This is a genomic window from Pseudomonas multiresinivorans, from assembly GCF_012971725.1.
Classification (GTDB): Bacteria; Pseudomonadota; Gammaproteobacteria; order Pseudomonadales; family Pseudomonadaceae; genus Pseudomonas; species Pseudomonas multiresinivorans.
This window is the reverse complement of record NZ_CP048833.1, coordinates 3,938,232-3,957,428: the sequence shown is the minus strand read 5'-3', so window position 1 is coordinate 3,957,428 and position 19,197 is coordinate 3,938,232. Positions and strand designations below refer to the sequence as shown.

Here is a 19,197-nt window from a genome sequence, read left to right as displayed (position 1 = left end):
CCGGAGGCCAATCGCGGGCGGAGTCCGCTCCCACACCGGTCTGAAACTTCGGTGGGAGCGGACTCCGTCCGCGATCGTTTTCAGGCTGGCGTAGGACTAGACCGAGGTGGCGATGTAGATGCGGTAGCTGATGATCGACAGCATGCTCAGCACACCGATCCACATGAGCACCACGCCCGTGCCGCGCTCGCGGATGGTGAAGCCGATCCCCAGCATGAACATGCCGAAGACGAGGATGCCGAGGGTGGTGAAGAGGGACGTGGGGTCCAGGGGGATGAAATGGGCGGTGGCGTCCATGGCGAATCCTTGTCTGAAAATTCCGATATAGAAATTCTAGGCCAGGGCGAGGGCGAACTCTTTTGATCCCTGGCAAGTCGCGCCGGATCATAACGGCACGAACCGCTCAGCCCAAGGCTCAGGTCTGCGCCATAAGTAGACCCTTGTTCGTCAGCACCAGCTGCAGGCCGCGGAACTCGGCCAGCCGAAGGTGCACGAGCCACCTTTTCAGGTGCGGGTGAAAAACGTCGCCGCGCCGCACGCGCCGCAGGAGATCATGCAACTCGTTACCGCGGCGAGGGGCTGGGGTACTGGTTTCAACGGCGTCGGACACTGAGCGGTATTCCTTATACCTGGTGTCAGTGAATTCTGAATTCGAACCGGCTTCAGCTTATTTTCTATTGCTATCAGAAAATACTGATCAGCATCTAAGTATCTGACAGATTCCGGAACTGGGTTGCCAATAGCTAGGAAGCGCCTCGGAAGCACGGCCATAAAAAAGCCCCGCGGTCCGGAGCGTCAGACCGCAGGGCCAGAACGGTCGAGAAATTCTCGACCGGGGAGGACCGATCAGGCCGCCGGCGTCGGTTGCCAGCCGCCGCCGAGGGCCTTGTAGATCGCCACGATGCCGCGGTACACGTCGACTTCCGCCAGGGCCTGGGCGTCCTCGGCGGCGAGTTGTTCGCGCTCGGCGTCCAGCAGGTTGAGGAAGTCCACGGTGCCCTCGCGGTATTGCAGCCCGGCCTGTTGCGCGGCGTTGCGGCTGGCTTCGGACTGGCGCACCAGCGAGACCAGGCGCTGCTGGCGCTTGCCGTAGTCGCTGAAGGCGTTCGACGATTCTTCCAGTGCCAGCAGGACCTGCTGCTCATAAGTCGCCAGGGCGCCATCGGCATCGGCCTTGGAGGCGCGCAGGCGGGCCCGCACGCTGCCCAGGTCGAAGGCCGCCCAGGTGATGCTCGGGGCCACGCCCCAGGCACTGGCGGCGGACGAGCCGATCTGCGAGCCACGGCCGGCGGTATAACCGAGGAAGCCGCCGAGGCTGACTTTCGGGAACAGGTCGGCAGTGGCCACGCCCACATCCGCGGTGGCGGCAGCCAGGCGGCGTTCGGCGGAGGCCACGTCCGGCCGGCGGCGCAGCAGCTCGCCCGGATCGCCGATCGGCAGGGCCTTGGCGATGGCGGGCAGTTTCTTCGGCGACAGGTCCACGGTCAGCGCGTCCGGGCGCTGGCCGAGGAGGGTGGCGATGCGGTTGCGCTGGCGCACTTCCTCGGCCTGCAGTTGCGGCACGCTGGCTTCGGTGGCGGCCAGGCGTGCTTCGGCGCGTTGCACGTCCAGTTCGTTGCCGACGCCGGCATCGCGCAGTTGGATGGTCAGGTCGCGGGATTCGCGCTGGTTCTCCAGGTTGCTCCTGGCAATGCTCTCGCGCAGTTGCGCACCGCGCAGCTGCCCATAGGCATCGGCCAGCTCGGCGATCAGGCTGACCTGCAGCTGTTGCAGGTCGGCCACGGTCGCTTCACTCAGCGCGTCGCTGGATTCCAGCTGGCGGCGCACGCGGCCGAACAGGTCAACTTCCCAGATCATGTCCAGGCCCAGGTCGTAGCGCTCCTGGTTCACCCGGTCCTCGGTCTGGCCGGGCACCTGGCCCTTGCCGACCTGGCCTTCGGCGCGGCTGGTGACCGTGGGGAAACGGTCATTGGCCACGTCGTCGCGGATCGCCCGCGAAGCCAGCACGCGGGCATAGGCCACGCGCAGCTCGCGGTTTTCCTTGAGGGACTGGTCGACCAGTTGGGTCAGCACGGGGTCGTCGAACTGCTTCCACCAGGCGTCTTCGTAACGGCTGCGGTCGTAGTTCTTCGCCTGGGCATTGCTGTCCAGCTGGGCCGGCGCGGTGTCCGGCTTCTGGTAGTCGGGGCCGACCATGCACGCGCTGAGGGCCAGCGCGAGCAGGGAAGGGACGAACAGTTTCACGGCACTCTTGCTCACAGCATTGATGGTCATGACGCTCATGCCTGATGGGCCTCGTGGTTCTGGGCGATGCGTGCTTGCTGCACCTGCTTCTTCGCTTCACGGGCTTCCATGAAGCGGCGGATCAGCACATAGAAGACCGGGGTCAGCAGCAGGCCGAAGAAGGTCACGCCGAGCATCCCGGAGAACACCGCGACACCCATGGCATGGCGCATTTCGGCGCCGGCGCCGGACGACAGCACCAGGGGCACCACGCCCATGATGAAGGCGATGGAGGTCATCAGGATCGGCCGCAGACGCAGGCGGCAGGCTTCCAGTACCGCGCTCAGGCGGTCCATGCCTTCGTCCTGTTTGTCCTTGGCGAACTCGACGATCAGGATCGCGTTCTTGCACGCCAGGCCCACCAGTACGATCAGGCCGATCTGGGTGAAGATGTTGTTGTCGCCACCGGACAGGATCACGCCCGCGATGGCCGACAGCAGGGTCATCGGCACGATCAGGATCACCGCCAGCGGCAGGCCCCAGCTCTCGTACAGCGCGGCCAGCACCAGGAAGGCGAGCAGCACGCAGAGCGGGAACACGTAGATCGCGGAGTTGCCGGCGAGGATCTGCTGGTAGGTCAGCTCGGTCCATTCGTAGGTCATGCCATTGGGCAGCTCCTGCTTGAGCAGGCGCTCGATGGCGGCCTCGGCCTGGCCGGAGCTGTAGCCCGGTGCGGCGGCGCCGTTGATCTCGGCGGTGATGAAGCCGTTGTAGTGCATCACGCGGTCGGGGCCGGAGGTGTCGCTGATCTTGATGAAGGTGGCCAGCGGGACCATTTCACCCTGGTTGTTGCGTACCTTCAGCTGGCCGATCTGCTCGGGTTCGAGACGGAACTGCTGCTCGCCCTGGACGTTCACCTGGTAGGTACGGCCGAAGCGGTTGAAGTCGTTCGCGTACAGCGAGCCCAGGTAGACCTGCAGGGTGTCGAAGATGTCGCTGATCGCCACGCCGTGGGTCTTGGCCTTCTCGCGGTCGATGGCAGCGTCCACCTGCGGCACGTTCACCTGGTAACTGGTGAACACCGACATGGGGTTCAGCTCCGGCAGCGCGCGGGCCTTGTTGAGGATGTTCTGGGTCTGAGCGTAGAGCTCCTCGTAACCGGCGTTGCCACGGTCCTCGATCTGCAGGCGGAAGCCGCCGATGGTGCCCAGCCCCTGTACCGGCGGCGGCGGGAAGATCGCGATGTAGGCGTCCTGGATATCCGCGAACTGCTTGTTCAGCTCGGCGGCGATCTCATTGGCCGACATGCCCGGGCCCTTGCGCTCGCTGAAATCCTTCAGCGGGGTGAAGACGATGCCGCTGTTGGGGCTGTTGGTGAAGCCGTTGATCGACAGGCCGGGGAACGACACGGTGTGCTCGATGCCCGGGTGCTTGCCGGCGATTTCCGACATCCGCTTGATCACCGCTTCGGTGCGGTCCAGCGTGGCGGCGTCGGGCAGTTGCGCGAAGGCCACCAGGTACTGCTTGTCCTGTTGCGGCACGAAGCCGGTCGGAGTGCTGGAGAAGCCCAGGTAGGTCAGGCCGATCAGCCCCGCATACAGCAGCAGCGCGATGGAGCTGCCGCGCAGCACACGGGTGACGGTGCCGACGTAGCCATGGCTGGCGCGGTCGAAGAAGCGGTTGAACGGACGGAACAGCCAACTGCCCAGCAGCTTGTCGAGGATCACCGAGAAGCGGTCCTTCGGCTCGTGGTGCCCCTTGAGCAGCACGGCGGACAGCGCCGGCGACAGGGTCAGCGAGTTGAACGCGGAGATCACCGTGGAAATCGCGATGGTCAGCGCGAACTGCCGGTAGAACTGCCCGGTGAGGCCGGAGATGAACGCGGTGGGGATGAACACGGCGCACAGCACCAGCGCGGTGGCGATGATCGGCCCGGTCACTTCCTTCATGGCGCGCTTGGTCGCCTCGACGGGAGTGAGCCCCAGCCCGATGTTCCGCTCGACGTTCTCCACCACCACGATGGCGTCGTCCACCACGATGCCGATGGCTAGTACCAAACCGAACAGGGATAGCGCGTTGAGCGAGAAGCCGAAGGCGTGCATCACCGCGAAGGTGCCGATCAGCGACACTGGCACGGCGGCCAGCGGGATGATCGAGGCGCGCCAGGTCTGCAGGAACAGCACGACCACCAGCACCACCAGGATCAGCGCTTCGAACAGGGTGTGCACCACCGCTTCGATGGAGCCGCGGACGAAGATGGTCGGGTCATAGACGATGGAGTAATCCACGCCCTGCGGGAATTCCTTCTTCAGCTCGGCCATCTTCTCGCGCACCAGGTTGGAGATGGCGATGGCGTTGGAACCGGGGCGCTGGAAGATCGGGATAGCGACCGCCGGCTGGTTGTCCAGCAGCGAACGCAGGGCGTACTGGCTGGAGCCGAGTTCGACGCGGGCGATGTCCTTCAGGCGGGTGATCTCGCCGTCCGGGCCGCTGCGGATGATGATGTTCTCGAACTCTTCCTCGGTGACCAGACGGCCCTGGGTGTTGATCGACAGCTGGAAGCTGGTGTCGCTCGGCGAGGGCGGGGCGCCCAGCGAGCCAGCGGCGACCTGACGGTTCTGCTCGCGGATCGCGGTGACCACGTCGGTGGCGGTCAGGTTGCGCGAGGCGACCTTGTTCGGGTCGAGCCACACGCGTAACGAGTAGTCGCCCATGCCGAACAGCTGCACGTCGCCCACGCCGTCCAGGCGCGCCAGCTCGTCCTTGATGTTGAGGATGGCGTAGTTGGACAGATAGAGCATGTCGTAGCGGTTATCCGGCGAGGTCAGGTGCACGACCATGGTCAGGTCGGGCGAAGCCTTGTCGACGGTGATGCCGATCCGTGTGACTTCCTCGGGCAGCTTGGGCTGCGTACGGGTCACGCGGTTCTGCACCTGCACCTGCGCGTTGTCCAGGTCGGTACCCAGGGCGAAGGTGATGGTCAGGGTCATCTTGCCGTCGGCGGTGGACTGCGAGGACATGTAGAGCATGTTCTCGACGCCGGTGATGGCCTGTTCCAGCGGCGCGGCGACGGTCTCGCCGATCACCTTGGGGTTGGCGCCGGGGAAGTTGGCGCGCACCACCACGGTGGGCGGCACCACTTCGGGGTATTCGCTGATCGGTAGCTGGAACAGCGAGATGGCCCCGCCGATCAGGATGATCAGCGAAAGCACGGCGGCGAAGATCGGCCGCTGGATGAAGAATTGCGAAAAGTTCATGGCTGGTTCCTGTCGCGAACGCTGCGGTTCGCCAAACCCGGGACAAAGGTCACCCAAGGCCCTGGTGGGACAGGGCCTGGTACATCAATCGTTTAAGACAGGGGGAATGTCAGCCGCGCGGCGCGCCCGGCTTGGCAGATTTCTCGGCCACCTTCGGCGCTTCGAAGCTCTCCAGCGCACGACGCTGGTTTTCGAGGTTGGCGAGGGTTTCCTTGCTGGCCATCTCGACACCCTGGGCGTCGACCTGGGCACCGGGGCGAACCCGTTGCAGGCCGTTGACCACGATACGGTCACCCTTCACCAGGCCGGTGCGGACGATGCGCAGGCCTTCCAGTTTCGGGCCCAATTCGATGCCGCGGTACTGCGCCTTGCTGTCCTTGTCCACCACCAGCACGAACTTCTTGCCCAGGTCGGTGCCGACCGCTTCGTCCTTGATCAGCGCGGCGGGGTAGGTGCCGCTGCCGACCAGCTTGATGCGGGCATACAGGCCGGGGGTGAACTGGTTGGCGTCGTTGTCGAACACTGCGCGACCGCGGATGGTGCCGGTCTTCGGGTTGACCTGGTTGTCGAGGAAGTCCAGGCGGCCCTGGTGGGGGAAACCGTCCTCGCCGGTCAGGCCCAGGTACACCGGGCTGGTGCCGCGGGCGTCCGGGCCGCCCTTGCGGGCGAGGTCGACGTACTTCAGGTAGACGCGCTCGTCGGCGTCGAAGTAGGCGTAGACCTTGTCGGTGGAGACCAGGGTGGTGAGCACGCTCTGGCCACTGTTCACCAGGTTGCCGGCGGTCACTTCGGCGCGTGAGACGCGGCCGTCGATGGGCGCGGTGATCTGGGTGAACGACAGGTTCAGGCGGGCGTTGTCGAGTTCCGCCTGGGTCGCGGCGACCACGGCTTTCGCCTCGGTGGCGGCGGCGGTGCGGGCGTCGGCCAATTCAGCGGAGATGGCGTTGGTGGCGCGCAGGCGCACGCCACGGGCATCTTCGTTGACGGTACGGGTCTGGTTGGCGCGGGCCTGTTGCAGCTGGGCTTCCAGGCGATGGACCTCGGCCTGGAACGGCCGCGGGTCGATCTGGAACAGCAGGTCGCCTTTCTTCACCAGGGCGCCTTCACGGAAGGCGACGCGGTCGATGTAGCCGGACACGCGCGGACGCAGTTCGACGGATTCCGGAGCCTCCAGGCGGCCAGTGAATTCGTCCCATTCATTGATCGGCTGTTCGATGACGTCCGCCACGCTGACCTTGGGGGCGGCCATGTTCTGTGCCGCCTCCTGGCCCTTGCCGCAGGCGCTGAGAACCAGCACGGCGGCCAACGCCAACGGAATACGCAAGGTGTTCAGATTTCGCTCCATGGAAAAGACTCCGGCGTTCTAATTGGTTTATGGATTTCTAATGGAGCGGAGTCTGCGTGCGCGGGGGGTTGGGAACTAATCGAACGAGCAGATTTTGATTATCACGCGCAGTGATAAATGCTTTTGCACTATGCGCAGGAATAGATAGAAGGAGTGGGCACGGAGATTGCCCGGACGCGCGGAGTTCCCCTGTAGGAGCAACTGGCTTCTTCTGCGAGTCCGTGCTCGGGGGCTCCTCCCTCTCCCCAGCCCTCTCCCTGAAGGGAGAGGGAGCCGTCCGTGCCGGCTGATGCCACGGTTTCATCCTACTCCGAACGGTCCCCTCTCCCTTCAGGGAGAGGGTTAGGGAGAGGGCAAGCCCTCGCTGAGGAGTCCCAAACTACGTAGGAGCGGGCCATACCCGCGATTGCGCACATGGCGCGCTCCTACAGGTTGAATCCGGCGTCGACCGTCACAGGCTGTCGGGGTCACCCACGAACATGGTGATCCGCGAACGCAACCAGCGCTCGGCCGGGTCCTGGTCCTGGGCGCCGCGCCAGACCATCGACAGCTCGGCCAGACGGGTGGGGAAGGGCGGGTCTTCGGCGCGCAGGCCGCCGGCGGCGGTCAGCGCGAGGGCCACGTACTCTGGCACGGTGGCGATGATATCGGTGCCGGCCAGCAACTGGGCGAGGCCGACGAACTGCGGCACGGCCAGCACTACCTGGCGCTTGCGCTCCATCTCGGCCAGCGTCTGGTCGACGAAACCGTCCAGGTCGCCCGCATAGGACACCAGCGCGTGCGGGCGCGCGCAGTAATCATCGAGGGATAGCGCACCGGGAATCGAATCGGCCCGCAGGATCTTCCAGGTGCTGCGGCGCAGGGTCTTGCGCTTGGCATTGGCCGGCAGCTCGTCGGTGTAGCTCACGCCGACGGAGATTTCCCCGGACGACAGCAGCTGCGGCATCAGCAGGTAGTTGGCGCGGCGCACCACCAGGGTGATGCCCGGTGCTTCCGAGCGCAGACGGCGCAGCAGCGGAGGCAGCAGGCCGAACTCCACGTCGTCGGACAGGCCGATGCGGAACACCGCCTTGCTGGTGGCCGGGTCGAAGTCGGCGGCGCGGCTCAGGGCAGTGGAGATGGAGTCCAGCGCCGGCGAGAGGTGGCCGAAGATTTCCTGGGCCCGCGCGGTGGGTTCCATGCTGCGCCCGGTGCGGACGAACAGCGGATCGTCGAACAGGCCGCGCAGGCGCGCCAGGGCCGCACTGATCGCCGGCTGGCCGAGGAACAGCTTCTCGGCGGCGCGGGTCACGCTGCGTTCATGCATCAGCGTCTCGAAAACGATCAACAGGTTGAGGTCAACCTTGCGAAGGTCGTTGCGGTTCATGGGGACTCCCTGGCGATGGGGGAAAAGTGAGGCCGACCGTGCCCTGAGTCAAGTCTGTCAGATAAGTCCTTGATCAATTTCTACTTTTTTAAAGAGAATCCCGTCCCGGATGCGTGGTCAGAATCTGTAAGGTGCTGACGTCCACGCTCAGTCGCGCAGACCCGCCGCAGAGCCTCCGGGCCGCGCCGGACAAGCATTTCACCGCGTGCCGAATCATCGCCGTTTATGTCCATTATCAATGGCGAACGGTGGCGTCACCCGGAAAGCCCGGATAGAGTCCGTGGCTATGAGCACTACTAAGGCGAGGTATGTGATGTCCCGCATGATCCGTTTCCACCAGTTCGGTGACGCCTCGGTCCTGAAGATCGAGGAAATGCCGACCCCGCAACCGGGGCCGGGTGAAGTACTGATCCGTACCCAGGCACTGGGCGTCAGTTGGCGCGACGTGCTCTGGCGGCAGAACCTCGCCCCTGATCAGGCCAAGTTACCGGCGGGCATCGGCTATGAACTTTCCGGCATCGTCGAAGCCGTGGGCGAGGGCGTGGAAGACCTCGAGCCCGGCGTGGCGGTGGCCAGCTTCCCGGCGAACTCGCCGAACCTGTATCCGGCCTGGGGTGACCACGTCATCCTGCCGCGCACTTCGCTGACCCGCTATCCGGATGTCCTGACCCCGGTCGAGGCGGCGGTGCACTACACCGGCCTGATGTACTCCTATTTCGCCCTGGTGGAGCTTGCCCAGATCAAGCCCGGCCAGCGCGTGCTGATCACCGAGGCCGGCCATTGCCTGGCTCCGCAGGCGGTGCAGCTCGCCAAGGCACTGGGCGCCCAGGTGATCGCCACCACCAGCCATGAGGAAACCCGCGAGTTCCTCAAGGGCCTGGGGGCGGACAAGGTCATCTATACCGAGGAACAGGACCTGGTCCTGGAAGTCGAGCGCTTCACCAAGGGTGAAGGCGTCGAGATCGTCCTCGACCAGTGCGCCGGCCCGCAGATGAAGCTGCTGGGCGATGTGGCGGCTCCGCGCGGCAAGCTGATCCTGTACGGCATCAATGGCGGCAACGACGCAGCCTTCCCGGCCTGTGCGGCCTTCAAGAAGCACCTGCAGTTCTTCCGTCACTGCGTGCTGGACTTCACCGGGCAACCGGAGATCGGCTTGACCCGCAACGACGAAGCCGTGCAACGGGCGCTGACCGCGATCAACCAGATGACCGCCGACCAGTTGCTCAAGCCGAGCATCGACCGGGTGTTCGATTTCGCCCAGTATCTGGACGCCAACACCTACATGGAAACCTGCCCGGGCGGCGGCCGTGTGGTGATCAGGATGCCGGAGTGATTCGGCATCCGTGAGGCGAGAAAGCCACTCTTCGGAGTGGCTTTTTTGTGCGCGCGTGATTCTCCGTTGTCCCTGTAGGAGCGAGCTTGCTCGCGAACCCTTATGTCAGTGCGGTGCGGCCTGAAGCCGATCGCGGACGGAGTCCGCTCCTACGGAAGCGTTATGGTGCGCTCCGGGAGAGTAGGAGCGGACTCCGTCCGCGATCGCTCACCGCCAGCACCGCTCACATCCGGTCACACCCTGCGCAGTATCAGGCAAGCCTCAAGAGAACCAGGCAAACCGCTCGGCGCCTTCCTGGCGTATCGTCGCGGCGCAGGCCGGCGCTTGCGCCTAGGCTGAATCCATTGCGTGACGAAGCGGTTGTGCTTCGCCCCATTCCATCACCCGCAGAAGAGGTGAACCCCCTGATGATTACCGTGAACCTGAACGGCAAGGACCACCAGCTCGACGCTCCCGGCGAGATGCCGCTGCTCTGGGCCATTCGTGACGTCGCCGGGCTGACCGGCACCAAATACGGCTGCGGCATGGCGCTGTGCGGTGCCTGCACCGTGCATGTCGATGGCCAGCCCACGCGCTCCTGCGTCACCCCGCTGGCGGCGGTGGCCGGCAAGAAGATCACCACCATCGAGGCGGTGGCCGAGCAGCCCGCCGGCAAGGCGGTGCAGGACGCCTGGCGCAAGCTCGACGTGGTGCAGTGCGGCTACTGCCAGTCCGGGCAGATCATGTCGGCCACCGCGCTGCTGGCTTCGAACAAGGCGCCCAGCGACGCCGACATCGATGCAGCGATGAGCGGCAACATCTGCCGCTGCGCCACTTATGCGCGGATCCGCGCGGCCATCCACGACGCCGCCCAGACCCTGGCCTGAGGACCGACACCATGCTCGAACCCCGTATCGACCAACTGCCGGCCGAGGCCGGCAGCATCCTCAACGTCAGTCGCCGCAGCTTCCTGCGCGGCGCCGGCGGCCTGGCCCTGGGCATCTACTTCGCACCGCTGCTGGGCAAGCCGGGCGATGCCCAGGCGGCCAGCGACTTCGAACCGAATGCCTTCGTGCGAATCGCCCCTGATGGCACCGTCACCGTGATCGCCAAGCACGTGGAAATGGGCCAGGGCAGTTACACCGGCCTCGCCACCCTGGTGGCGGAGGAGCTGGATGCCGACTGGAGCCACGTGCAGGTCGAAGGCGCGCCGGCGGACGCCAAGCGCTACGCCAACCTGGCCTTCGGCAACCTGCAGGGCACTGGCGGCAGCAACGCCATGGCCAACTCCTTCGAACAGATGCGCAAGGCCGGAGCCAGCGCCCGCGCCATGCTGGTGGGCGCGGCGGCGGAACAGTGGAGGGTGCCTGCGGAGCAGATCGAGGTGCAGGGCGGCGTCGTCAGCCACGCTGCTTCCGGACGCAAGGCCGGCTTCGGCGAACTGGCGGAGGCGGCGGCGAAACAGCCGGTGCCAGCGGACGTGAAGCTCAAGGACCCGAAGGACTTCAAGCTGATCGGCCAGGTACAGCTGCCGCGCAAGGACAGCCCGTCCAAGACCGACGGTACCGCGCAGTTCACCCAGGACGTACACCTGCCGGACATGCTGGTGGCCGTGGTCGCCCACCCGCCGCGCTTCGGCGGTTTGCCGGCCAAGGTCGATGCGAGCAAGGCGAAAGCCGTGCCCGGCGTGGTCGACGTGGTGCAGTTTCCGGGGAGCGAGCGCCGTTTCGCTGGCGTTGCCGTGCTGGCGAAGAACACCTGGGCGGCCCGCCAGGGCCGCGATGCATTGCAGGTCGAATGGGACGAAAGCAAGGCCTTCAAGATGGGCAGCAAGGAAATCTTCGCCCAGTACCGCGACATGGCCAGCAAGCCGGGCCTGGTGGCGCGCAACGACGGCGATGTCGCCAAGGTGCTGGAAAAGCCGGCGCACCTGATCGAAGCCGAATACCAGTTCCCCTATCTGGCCCACGCCGCCATGGAGCCGCTCAACTGCGTGGTATTCCTCAAGGAGGACGGCTGCCAGATCTGGAACGGCGAGCAGTGGCAGACCGGGGACCAGATGTCGGTGGCACAGCTACTGGGCATGCAGCCCGAGCAGGTGACCATCACGCAACTGTATGCCGGCGGCAGCTTCGGCCGTCGCGCCAACCCGCACTCGGACTACGTGCTGGAGGCGGTCGCCATCGCCAAGGCCGCCCGCGAGCAGGGCGTGAAGGTGCCGATCAAGATGGTCTGGACCCGCGAGGACGACACCCGCGCCGGCTATTACCGTCCGGCCTTCCTGCACCGCGCGCGACTGGCGGTGGATGCCCAGGGCAACCTGGTGGGCTGGGAGCAGCGGCTGGTGGGGCAATCCTTCATCGTCGGCACGCCGTTCGAGAAGTTCATGGTCAAGGATGGCGTCGACAAGATTGCCGTGGAAGGCGCCGCCGACCTGCCTTACGCCGTGCCGAACCTGCGCGTCGAGCAGGCGCTGGCGGAAAACGTCACGGTACCGACCCAGTGGTGGCGCTCGGTGGGCCATACCCACACGGCATTCTCCACCGAGACGCTGATCGACGAAGCGGCCATCGCTGCCAAGCAGGACCCGTACGAGTTCCGCCGCAAATTGCTGGCGGAACACCCGCGTCATCGCGGTGCGCTGGAGCTGGTGGCGCAGCGCGCCAACTGGCTGGCGCCGCTGGAGAAGGGCAAGGAAGGCGAGCAGCGCGGCCGGGGTATTGCCGTGCACGAGTCGTTCGGCAGCTTTGTCGCCCAGGTAGTGGAGGTGACCTACAAGGCGGACAAGAGCTTCAAGGTGGACCGCGTGGTCTGCGCGGTGGATTGCGGCCTGGCGATCAACCCGGACGTGATCAAGGCGCAGATGGAAGGCGGCATCGGCTTCGCGCTGTCGGCGGCGATGCACAGCGCGATCACCCTGACCGACGGCAAGGTCGACCAGTCCAACTTCCACGACTTCCAGGTATTGCGGATCAACGAGATGCCGGTGGTGGAGGTGCACATCGTGCCATCGGCCGAGCCGCCAACCGGTGTTGGCGAACCGGGGGTTCCGCCGCTGGCGCCGGCACTGGCCAACGCGCTGTTTGCGGCGACCGGCAAGCGCATCCGCAACCTGCCGATCGGCAATCAGCTGCAGGCGTGATGCCCGGCTGGTAACACAAATGCCCCGCACGAGCGGGGCATTTGCTTGGCAGGGTCTAAACTTTCCCGAGATCAGGCGACCAGGGCCTGCTCTTCGTGCCCTTCGCAGATCAGCTCGCGCAGCACTCGGCGTTCTTCGGGCAGGGTGGCGGCGTTGTGCAGGGCCAGGCCGCCTTCCTCGTCGGGCACGGCGATCTGGGTCTCGAAGTGCAACTGCACTTCGTCCAGAGTGATGTAGGTGATGCGGTATGCCGCCTCGGTGCTGTGCATGGTCGCAGGCTCGGTGTGGGAGGGCGCAGGCCCGATGGAGGCATCGTCGCGCCGGGCGGGCAAGGGCGGAAGTGAAACACCGTGATGGTGAACATCACCAAAGGCGATGGTGCCGGCGAGATTTTCCGGCATCTGTCATGCAGGACAGGTATCCTGCGCGGGCGTGCCCAGAACGGGCATTTTGTAAATCGAATTGGAGCAGTGACATGAGCCGCGACAAGCAGCTTTTCCCGGAAGACGAAATCGGCGATGCCCTGTGGGCCCTGCAGGAAGACGGCGAAGACCTCTCCCTCGAGCATGAGGTGGAGTTCGCGGTGATCTTCCCGGACGAGCAGTCCGCCCTGGACTTCGCCATCATGCTGCTGCAGAACGGGCAGAAGGTGGCGTACTCCGAGTACGACGGCAACGACAAGCTGCCCTGGCAGGTCCTCGCCTACCCGGTGATGGAGCTCTCCCACGAGCACATCAGCGGCTACGCGGCGCTGCTGTCCGAGCACTCCGCCGACCTGGGTGGTCAGATGGACGGCTGGTCGGCGCTCTGATCGGCTGATGCCTCATGAAAAACGGCGCCTTCGGGCGCCGTTTTTCTTTGGGCGTAGCGCAGTTCCGTAGGGCGCATAACGCGCCAGCGTTATCCGCCGCGAAAGGGCCGGCGGATAACCTGTTCCAGGTTATGCGCCCTACGTCTGTTTGTAGGAGCGAGCTTGCTCGCGAAGCGGTTTTCCCGGCGGCGTCAGCGTCAGGCGGGTTTGCGAGCAAGGACTAGGCGTCCCCCTCGGTCCTACGAAAGGCCGGGTCACTCCGGCAACGGCGCATTGCGCGCCACCTGGCGCAGCGCCTGCTCGTAGTTCCGTAGGGCGCATACCGCGCCAGCGTTATCCGCCGCGAATGGGTCGGCGGATAACCTGTTCCAGGTTATGCGCCCTACGTCTGTTTGTAGGAGCGAGCTTGCTCGCGAAGCGGTTTTCCCGGCGGCGCCATCGTCAGGCGGGTTCGCGAGCAAGGACTAGGCGTCCCCCTCGGTCCTACGAAAGGCCGGGTCACTCCGGCAACGGTGCGTTCCGCGCCACCTGGCGCAGCGCCTGCTCGTAGTAGTCGGTGCTCTGCGCCCCGGAGATCAACTGGCGGCCGTTGAGTATCACCGCCGGCACCGCGCGGATGCCGTGGCTGGTGTAGAAGTCTTCCTCCGCCACCACCTCGTCGGCGTAGGCGTCGCTGTCGAGGATTTCCCGCGCGCGCACGGCGTCCAGGCCGACACTGACGGCCACTTCCAGCAGCACTTCCGGGTCGCTCGGGTCGCGGCCCTCGCCGAAATAGGCATGCAGCAGCGCCTGTTTCAACGCCACGTCACGGTGCGATTCCGCCGCCCAGTGCAGCAGGCGATGGGCATCGAAGGTGTTGTAGATGCGGTCGCGCTTCTTCAGGTCGAAGTGCACACCGACTTCCTCGCCCATGGAGCGCAGGTGTTCCTGGTTACGGGCAATGTCCTCGGCGCTGCTGCCGTACTTGCGCTGCAGGTGCTCAACCAGGTCTTCCCCTTCGGCGGGCATATCGGCGTTGAGCTCGAAGGGTTTGATGCGCAGGTCGACGGTCAGCTCGCCGTCCACCCGGCGCATGGCTTCGAGCAGGCCGTTGAGGCCGATGGCACACCAGGGGCAGACCACGTCGGAGACGAAATCAACGGTAATGGCATCGCTCATGGGGGCGATCTCCGGCAAATGGGCGAGCATCAAGCATGGACCCGAATGGGTGTTTCAATCCAGTAACGAGGCGGACAGACGGCTCCGCGGCAACCCCAGAATCCGTGCAACCCGCTGATTCTCAAAGGCTGATCGGCGTTTTGCCGTCCGACGGCGAGCCGGCAGGAAGGCCGGCGCCATCGGTGCAAGAGGGGCGACGTCCCTGTCGCGAAGGGGAAATCAGAAGTCCAGGGTCATCGACAGCTTCAGGGTGCGCGGGTCGCCCTGGGTCAGGTAGCCGCCGATGGTGGAGGCCCAGTACGACTTGTTGGCGACGTTCTCCAGGTTGGCGCGCAGGGTCACGTCGCGCTCGTCCACCTTGAAGGCGTAGCGGGCGCCGAGGTCGAAGCGGGTCCAGGCCGGGATGCTCAGGTCGTTGGCCGCGTCCAGGTACTGGCCGCCGGTACGCAGCACGCGGCCGTTGATGGCGGCGCCCTGGATGCCCGGAACATCCCAGTCGGCGCCCAGGTTGTACTGGAAGGTCGGCACGCCCACGGCGCGGTTGCCGTCGGTCTTGCCGCCAGCGGTGTTCTTCAGCTCGGTGTCGATCCAGGTGCCGCCGGCCAGCAGGCGCAGGCCGTCCACCGGCTCGCCGAACAGGTTCAGCTCGATGCCGCGGTTCTCCTGCTCGCCGTCGACGCTGAAGATTTTCGAGTCCGGGTCGGTGGTGCTGAAGGGCTGCTCGATGCGGTAGAAGGCCAGGTTGCCGCCGTAGCTGCCGAAGTCCAGCTTGGCGCCCACTTCCACCTGCTTGGAGCGGTTCGGCGCGAAGACTTCGCCGAAGTTCGCCGCGCTGCTGGGCGCGGTCGGGCCGGCGGCCAGGCCTTCGATGCGGTTGGCGTAGAGCGACAGGTACTCGGTGGGCTTCACCACCAGGCCGTAGACCGGCGTGGTGATGGATTCGTCGTAGGTGGCGGTGCGCTTGCCGACGTAGTTCCAGCCGTCGGTGCCGATGCTCTGGCGGCGCACGCCGACGGTCAGCAGCACGCGGTCGTCGAGGAAGCCCAGGGTATCGGCGGCAGCCAGGCTCTTGTTCAGTGTCTTGCCGACGATGCCGGGGTCGCTGTAGTCGCCGCCGGTGAGGGTTGGCGCGGGCTTGGGCGTCTGCACCGGGTTATAGATGTCGGTGGGGTAGCGCTTGGTGGTCATGGTGTAGGCGCTGCGCTGCTCGGCCCAGATGCCGGCGACGCTGAGGTTCATCTGATGGCTGACCGGACCGGTGGCGAAATGGCCGTTGAGGCCGGCCATGGCGCTCTTGTTGTCCTCGTCGTGGGTGGCATCCATCATGCCGCCGCCTGCGGCGCCGCTGTTGTCGCTGAGCGTCAGGGCCGAGTAGGCGCCGTTCTCGCGGGTGTGCTTGGCGCCGCCGGAGAGGTAGGCGGTCCAGCTGTCGTTGAGGTCGTACTCGGCGCGGAACATGCCGAAGGTGTCTTCCAGCTGGGAATAGCTCCAGGACTGGCCGTAGTTGTGGTCGGCGTCCGGAGCGTGGGGAATGCTGGTGACGCCGGTGCCGACGTAGACCACCGGGCGGCCCTGGTTGATGCGCTGCTTCTGGTAGCCGAAGTCGGTCATCAGGCGCAGGCGCTCGCCGCGGTAGTCGAGGTTGACGGTGGCCAGCTTGTAGCGCTGGTTCTCGTCGTCGACGCCGGTCTCGCCCTCGCGCTGGGCCAGGTTGACCCGCGCGCCGAAGCGGTTGTCCTCGCCGAAGCGCTGGCCGAGGTCGAGGTGCTCGCCGATCTGGTTGTCGCTGCCATAGCCCAGGGTCACGCTGCGGGTCGGTACGTCTTCGGCGCGCTTGGTCTGCAGGTTGACCGCACCACCGATGCCGCTGCCGCTGGGTGTCACGCCGTTGATGAAGGCGTTCGGGCCCTTGAACAGCTCGACGCGCTCCAGCGATTCGGTGCCGATGATCTGCCGCGGGGTGACGCCGTACAGGCCGTTGAGCGAGACGTCGTCGGTGCTCAGCGGCAGGCCGCGGATGACGAAGATCTGCGAGAAGTTGCCGTAGCCATTGCCCTGGCGCACCGAGGCATCGTTGAGCAGCACGTCACCGACGGTCTGCGCCTGCTGGTCCTGGATGGTCCTGGCGGTGTAGCTGGCGAAGCTGAAGGGCACGTCCTGCATGTCCTGGTCACCCAGCATGCCCAGCCGCGCGCCACGGGCGACCTGGCCGCCGGCATAGGCGGGCGGCAGCTCGCCGCGCTGCTGTACGGCGCCGCTGACGGTGGTGGCGTCCATCTCCAGGGCACCACTGTCATCCGGCGCCGCTTCCACGCCGTAGCCGCTGCTCTTGCGCACCAGGCGGTAGCCGCTGCCTTCGAGCAGGTGCTCAAGTCCCTGCTCCGGCGCGTAGTTGCCTTTCAATCCAGCACTTTGCTGGCGATTCAGCACCTGCGCCTCGAAGGCCAGCGGCACGCCGGCCTGTGCGGCGAAGCGGGCCAGCACCTCGCCCAGCGGTCCGGGGGCGATGTCGTACTGGCGCTGCTGGCTGCTGGCTTCGGCCGCCAGGGTGGGCAGCACGACGCCGCCAGTCAGGGCCAGGCTGACGGCCAGGGCGAGGGAATGGGGGCGGAGGCGGGAGCGGAGGAGCATGGAGTGTTCCTGTCGGCGAATAGAGGTTGTCTTCCTCTTCACCGGGCGAGATCGGAAAAGGTGTCAGGGGTGGGCGAAAAAATTTCAGAGTGTTGGGCTTTTGTTGTAGGAGCGAGCTTGCTCGCGAACCGCCCAGCGTCAGCGCGGCCGGAGAATCTGTTCGCGAGCAAGCTCGCTCCTACAGGGCAATGGATAGTTCGGAGTGGTGGCATGCCCTCACCCCAACCCTCTCCCAGGGGGAGAGGGAGCAGATCGTGCCGGCTGACGCCGAGGGTTTCGTCCTGCACCACACGGCCCCCTCTCCCTGAGGGAGAGGGCTGGGGTGAGGGGGAACCGCGAGCGCAGGAATATCAGGAAGCACCCTTTGCTCCCGGCTCACGCCGGCTCCACCATCACCCAATACCGCGTCATCCGCCGCAACTTGACCGGCAGCATGTCCGCCAGCAGCGCCAGTCCGGCGTCGCTATCGCCCACGGGAATCGCCCCGGTCACGCGCAGGTTGGCCAGGCGCGGGTCGCAGCGCAGGAAGCCGCTGCGGTAGCGGCCCAATTCGCCCAGCAAATCGTCCAGGCGCATCCCCTGGGCCAGCAGCATGCCGTTTTCCCAGGCGCTGGCGTTGGCGTCCGCCGTCTGCAGGGTCTGGAAGCCCTGCGCCCCGAACACCAGCTGCTGGCCGGCGCTGACCACCTGGCTCGCGGCTCCCGGCAATTCGACGCTGACTTCCTTGTCCAGCACCGCGACCCGGCAGGCGTCGCCCAGGTCGCGCAGGCTGAAGCGTGCGGCCGGAGTACGCAGCAGGCCGTGGCGGCTGTCGACGAGGAAGGGACGCGGATCGGGGAGGGCGTCGACGAGGATTTCGCCTTCCACCAGGCTGAGGCGGCGTTCGCGGGCGTTGAAAGCGACATTCACCGCGCTGCTGGTGTTCAGGGTGATCTGGCTGCCGTCCGGCAGACGCAGGTGCTTGCGCTCGCCCACGGCGGTGCGCAGGTCGGCATTCCACTCCGCCCAGGGCATCTGCCGGGCTACCAGCCAGGTGGCAGGCGCAACAGCCATCAGCACGCCCAGGCGGTTGAGCATCTGCCGGCGACTCAGGCCCGTGCGTTGCAGGCTTTGCCGGCCGAGCCCCGGCGGCAGCTGGCGCAGGCCGAGCAGGGCTTCGGCGCGGCGCCAGGCTTCGGCATGCTGGGCGCTGCGTGCGCGCCATTGTTCGATGGCTTGCAGGTCGGCGCTGCTGGCCGGGTGTTCGTTCAGGCGCACCAGCCAGTCGGCGGCTTCGCCGAGGATGCCGGGGTCCAGCGGTTGTTCGCGCATCAGGCGACGCTCAGGCAGGCGACGAAACCGGCGCGCATGTAGCGCTTCACGCTGGCCAGGGAAATGCCCAGGCGCTCGGCGATCGCCGGGTAGGTCAGGCCATCCAGCTGCGACAACAGGAAGGCCTCGCGAGTCAGCGCCGGCAATTCGCTCAGGGCGGCGTCGATGCGCTCCAGCGCCTCGATGATCAGCTCGCGGGTTTCCGGGCCGGGCACCAGCTCTTCGGGCAGCGCCGCGACGCTTTCCAGGTAGGCGCGTTCGATATCCTGGCGCCGCCAGCGGTCCACCAGCAGGCCCTTGGCAATGTGGGTGAGGAGCGCGCGCGGGCGTTCGCCGAAGTCTTCCAGCGGCCGCCGCAGCAGGCGCAGGAAGGTGTCATGGGCAAGATCGGCGGCATCCCAGGCGTTGCCCAGCTTTCCGCGCAGCCACTGCTGGAGCCAGCCGTTGTGCTCGTTATAGAGAGTGTGCAGGTGCTGTGGGGAGGGGGTTTCGACGAGAGCCACGGTGCGTGCGTCAGATTTTCATTTGAGAATGCCTATCATTTTAGGGTTTTCCCGCCGTGCAGCGCAATGCCGGAGCGACGCAGCCGGTCGGACTGCGACACCAGCGCCCCCGCCATACTGGAATTGCCACGAAGACGC

The 19,197-nt window shown here is 66.0% G+C and carries 15 protein-coding genes; 4 read left to right on the top strand and 11 right to left on the bottom strand.

The window, feature by feature from the left end; genetic code table 11:
• Window positions 1-96: 96 nt before the first annotated feature.
• The 6 genes from G4G71_RS17850 to G4G71_RS17825 all read right to left on the bottom strand — a co-directional run bounded on the left by G4G71_RS17850 (window position 97) and on the right by G4G71_RS17825 (window position 8,191).
• Window positions 97-297: a hypothetical protein gene (locus G4G71_RS17850; RefSeq protein WP_169939361.1), complete on the bottom strand. Its 201-nt coding sequence runs from the start codon at window positions 295-297 to the stop codon at window positions 97-99.
• A 118-nt stretch (window positions 298-415) separates the two neighbouring features.
• Window positions 416-610: a hypothetical protein gene (locus G4G71_RS17845; protein WP_169939360.1), complete on the bottom strand. Its 195-nt coding sequence runs from the start codon at window positions 608-610 to the stop codon at window positions 416-418.
• 236 nt (window positions 611-846) lie between these two features.
• Window positions 847-2,274: an efflux transporter outer membrane subunit gene (locus G4G71_RS17840; RefSeq protein ID WP_169939359.1), complete on the bottom strand. Its 1,428-nt coding sequence runs from the start codon at window positions 2,272-2,274 to the stop codon at window positions 847-849.
• Window positions 2,275-2,279: 5 nt separating this feature from the next.
• Window positions 2,280-5,480 (bottom strand): efflux RND transporter permease subunit, encoded by a 3,201-nt coding sequence (locus tag G4G71_RS17835; RefSeq protein WP_169939358.1) that lies wholly within the window; start codon window positions 5,478-5,480, stop codon window positions 2,280-2,282.
• A gap of 109 nt (window positions 5,481-5,589) precedes the next feature.
• Complete coding sequence (gene mexE / locus G4G71_RS17830; protein ID WP_169939357.1) at window positions 5,590-6,825, bottom strand: multidrug efflux RND transporter periplasmic adaptor subunit MexE; 1,236 nt, start codon at window positions 6,823-6,825, stop codon at window positions 5,590-5,592.
• A 451-nt stretch (window positions 6,826-7,276) separates the two neighbouring features.
• Window positions 7,277-8,191, bottom strand: a complete 915-nt coding sequence (locus G4G71_RS17825) for a LysR family transcriptional regulator (protein WP_240964800.1) — start codon at window positions 8,189-8,191, stop codon at window positions 7,277-7,279.
• A gap of 313 nt (window positions 8,192-8,504) precedes the next feature.
• Between G4G71_RS17825 and G4G71_RS17820 the strand changes: the two genes are divergently transcribed.
• The 3 genes from G4G71_RS17820 (at window position 8,505) to G4G71_RS17810 (ending at window position 12,645) form a co-directional block, all read left to right on the top strand.
• On the top strand, window positions 8,505-9,524 hold the full coding sequence (locus G4G71_RS17820) for a zinc-dependent alcohol dehydrogenase family protein (RefSeq protein WP_054910140.1): 1,020 nt from the start codon (window positions 8,505-8,507) through the stop codon (window positions 9,522-9,524).
• A gap of 407 nt (window positions 9,525-9,931) precedes the next feature.
• Window positions 9,932-10,390 carry a (2Fe-2S)-binding protein gene (locus G4G71_RS17815; protein WP_169939356.1) on the top strand — a complete coding sequence of 153 codons (459 nt, stop codon included), beginning with the start codon at window positions 9,932-9,934 and terminating at the stop codon, window positions 10,388-10,390.
• Between the two features lie 11 nt (window positions 10,391-10,401).
• Window positions 10,402-12,645, top strand: coding sequence for a xanthine dehydrogenase family protein molybdopterin-binding subunit (locus tag G4G71_RS17810; RefSeq protein ID WP_169939355.1), 2,244 nt, complete (start codon window positions 10,402-10,404; stop codon window positions 12,643-12,645).
• 71 nt (window positions 12,646-12,716) lie between these two features.
• On the opposite strand, the gene ptrC is transcribed toward G4G71_RS17810, so the two are convergent.
• Window positions 12,717-12,914, bottom strand: a complete 198-nt coding sequence (gene ptrC / locus G4G71_RS17805) for a type III secretion system co-regulatory protein PtrC (protein WP_169939354.1) — start codon at window positions 12,912-12,914, stop codon at window positions 12,717-12,719.
• Window positions 12,915-13,120: 206 nt separating this feature from the next.
• Here ptrC and G4G71_RS17800 point away from each other — a divergent pair, with 206 nt between their 5' ends.
• Window positions 13,121-13,456, top strand: a complete 336-nt coding sequence (locus G4G71_RS17800; RefSeq protein ID WP_024762270.1) for a ribonuclease E inhibitor RraB — start codon at window positions 13,121-13,123, stop codon at window positions 13,454-13,456.
• Between the two features lie 498 nt (window positions 13,457-13,954).
• Here the strand turns inward: G4G71_RS17800 and G4G71_RS17795 are convergent, their stop codons facing one another.
• The 4 genes from G4G71_RS17795 to G4G71_RS17780 all read right to left on the bottom strand — a co-directional run bounded on the left by G4G71_RS17795 (window position 13,955) and on the right by G4G71_RS17780 (window position 19,059).
• Entirely contained in the window at window positions 13,955-14,614 is a 660-nt protein-coding gene (locus tag G4G71_RS17795) for a DsbA family oxidoreductase (protein ID WP_169939353.1), read from the bottom strand.
• A gap of 219 nt (window positions 14,615-14,833) precedes the next feature.
• Window positions 14,834-17,245, bottom strand: a complete 2,412-nt coding sequence (locus G4G71_RS17790; RefSeq protein ID WP_169939352.1) for a TonB-dependent receptor — start codon at window positions 17,243-17,245, stop codon at window positions 14,834-14,836.
• Window positions 17,246-17,620: 375 nt separating this feature from the next.
• On the bottom strand, window positions 17,621-18,556 hold the full coding sequence (locus tag G4G71_RS17785; RefSeq protein ID WP_169939351.1) for a FecR domain-containing protein: 936 nt from the start codon (window positions 18,554-18,556) through the stop codon (window positions 17,621-17,623).
• Window positions 18,556-19,059 (bottom strand): sigma-70 family RNA polymerase sigma factor, encoded by a 504-nt coding sequence (locus G4G71_RS17780; RefSeq protein ID WP_169939350.1) that lies wholly within the window; start codon window positions 19,057-19,059, stop codon window positions 18,556-18,558. The genes G4G71_RS17785 and G4G71_RS17780 overlap by 1 nt, the downstream gene beginning before the upstream one ends.
• Between the last annotated feature and the right edge of the window lie 138 nt (window positions 19,060-19,197).

What these genes read in the sequence shown, in the direction of transcription:
- G4G71_RS17850 (WP_169939361.1), bottom strand. Translation starts at nt 297, where the DNA reads ATGGACGCCACCGCCCATTTCATCCCCCTGGACCCCACGTCCCTCTTC.
- G4G71_RS17840 (WP_169939359.1), bottom strand. Translation starts at nt 2,274, where the DNA reads ATGACCATCAATGCTGTGAGCAAGAGTGCCGTGAAACTGTTCGTCCCT.
- G4G71_RS17835 (WP_169939358.1), bottom strand. Translation starts at nt 5,480, where the DNA reads ATGAACTTTTCGCAATTCTTCATCCAGCGGCCGATCTTCGCCGCCGTG.
- mexE (WP_169939357.1), bottom strand. Translation starts at nt 6,825, where the DNA reads ATGGAGCGAAATCTGAACACCTTGCGTATTCCGTTGGCGTTGGCCGCC.
- G4G71_RS17825 (WP_240964800.1), bottom strand. Translation starts at nt 8,191, where the DNA reads ATGAACCGCAACGACCTTCGCAAGGTTGACCTCAACCTGTTGATCGTT.
- G4G71_RS17820 (WP_054910140.1), top strand. Translation starts at nt 8,505, where the DNA reads ATGTCCCGCATGATCCGTTTCCACCAGTTCGGTGACGCCTCGGTCCTG.
- G4G71_RS17815 (WP_169939356.1), top strand. Translation starts at nt 9,932, where the DNA reads ATGATTACCGTGAACCTGAACGGCAAGGACCACCAGCTCGACGCTCCC.
- G4G71_RS17810 (WP_169939355.1), top strand. Translation starts at nt 10,402, where the DNA reads ATGCTCGAACCCCGTATCGACCAACTGCCGGCCGAGGCCGGCAGCATC.
- ptrC (WP_169939354.1), bottom strand. Translation starts at nt 12,914, where the DNA reads ATGCACAGCACCGAGGCGGCATACCGCATCACCTACATCACTCTGGAC.
- G4G71_RS17800 (WP_024762270.1), top strand. Translation starts at nt 13,121, where the DNA reads ATGAGCCGCGACAAGCAGCTTTTCCCGGAAGACGAAATCGGCGATGCC.
- G4G71_RS17795 (WP_169939353.1), bottom strand. Translation starts at nt 14,614, where the DNA reads ATGAGCGATGCCATTACCGTTGATTTCGTCTCCGACGTGGTCTGCCCC.
- G4G71_RS17790 (WP_169939352.1), bottom strand. Translation starts at nt 17,245, where the DNA reads ATGCTCCTCCGCTCCCGCCTCCGCCCCCATTCCCTCGCCCTGGCCGTC.
- G4G71_RS17785 (WP_169939351.1), bottom strand. Translation starts at nt 18,556, where the DNA reads ATGCGCGAACAACCGCTGGACCCCGGCATCCTCGGCGAAGCCGCCGAC.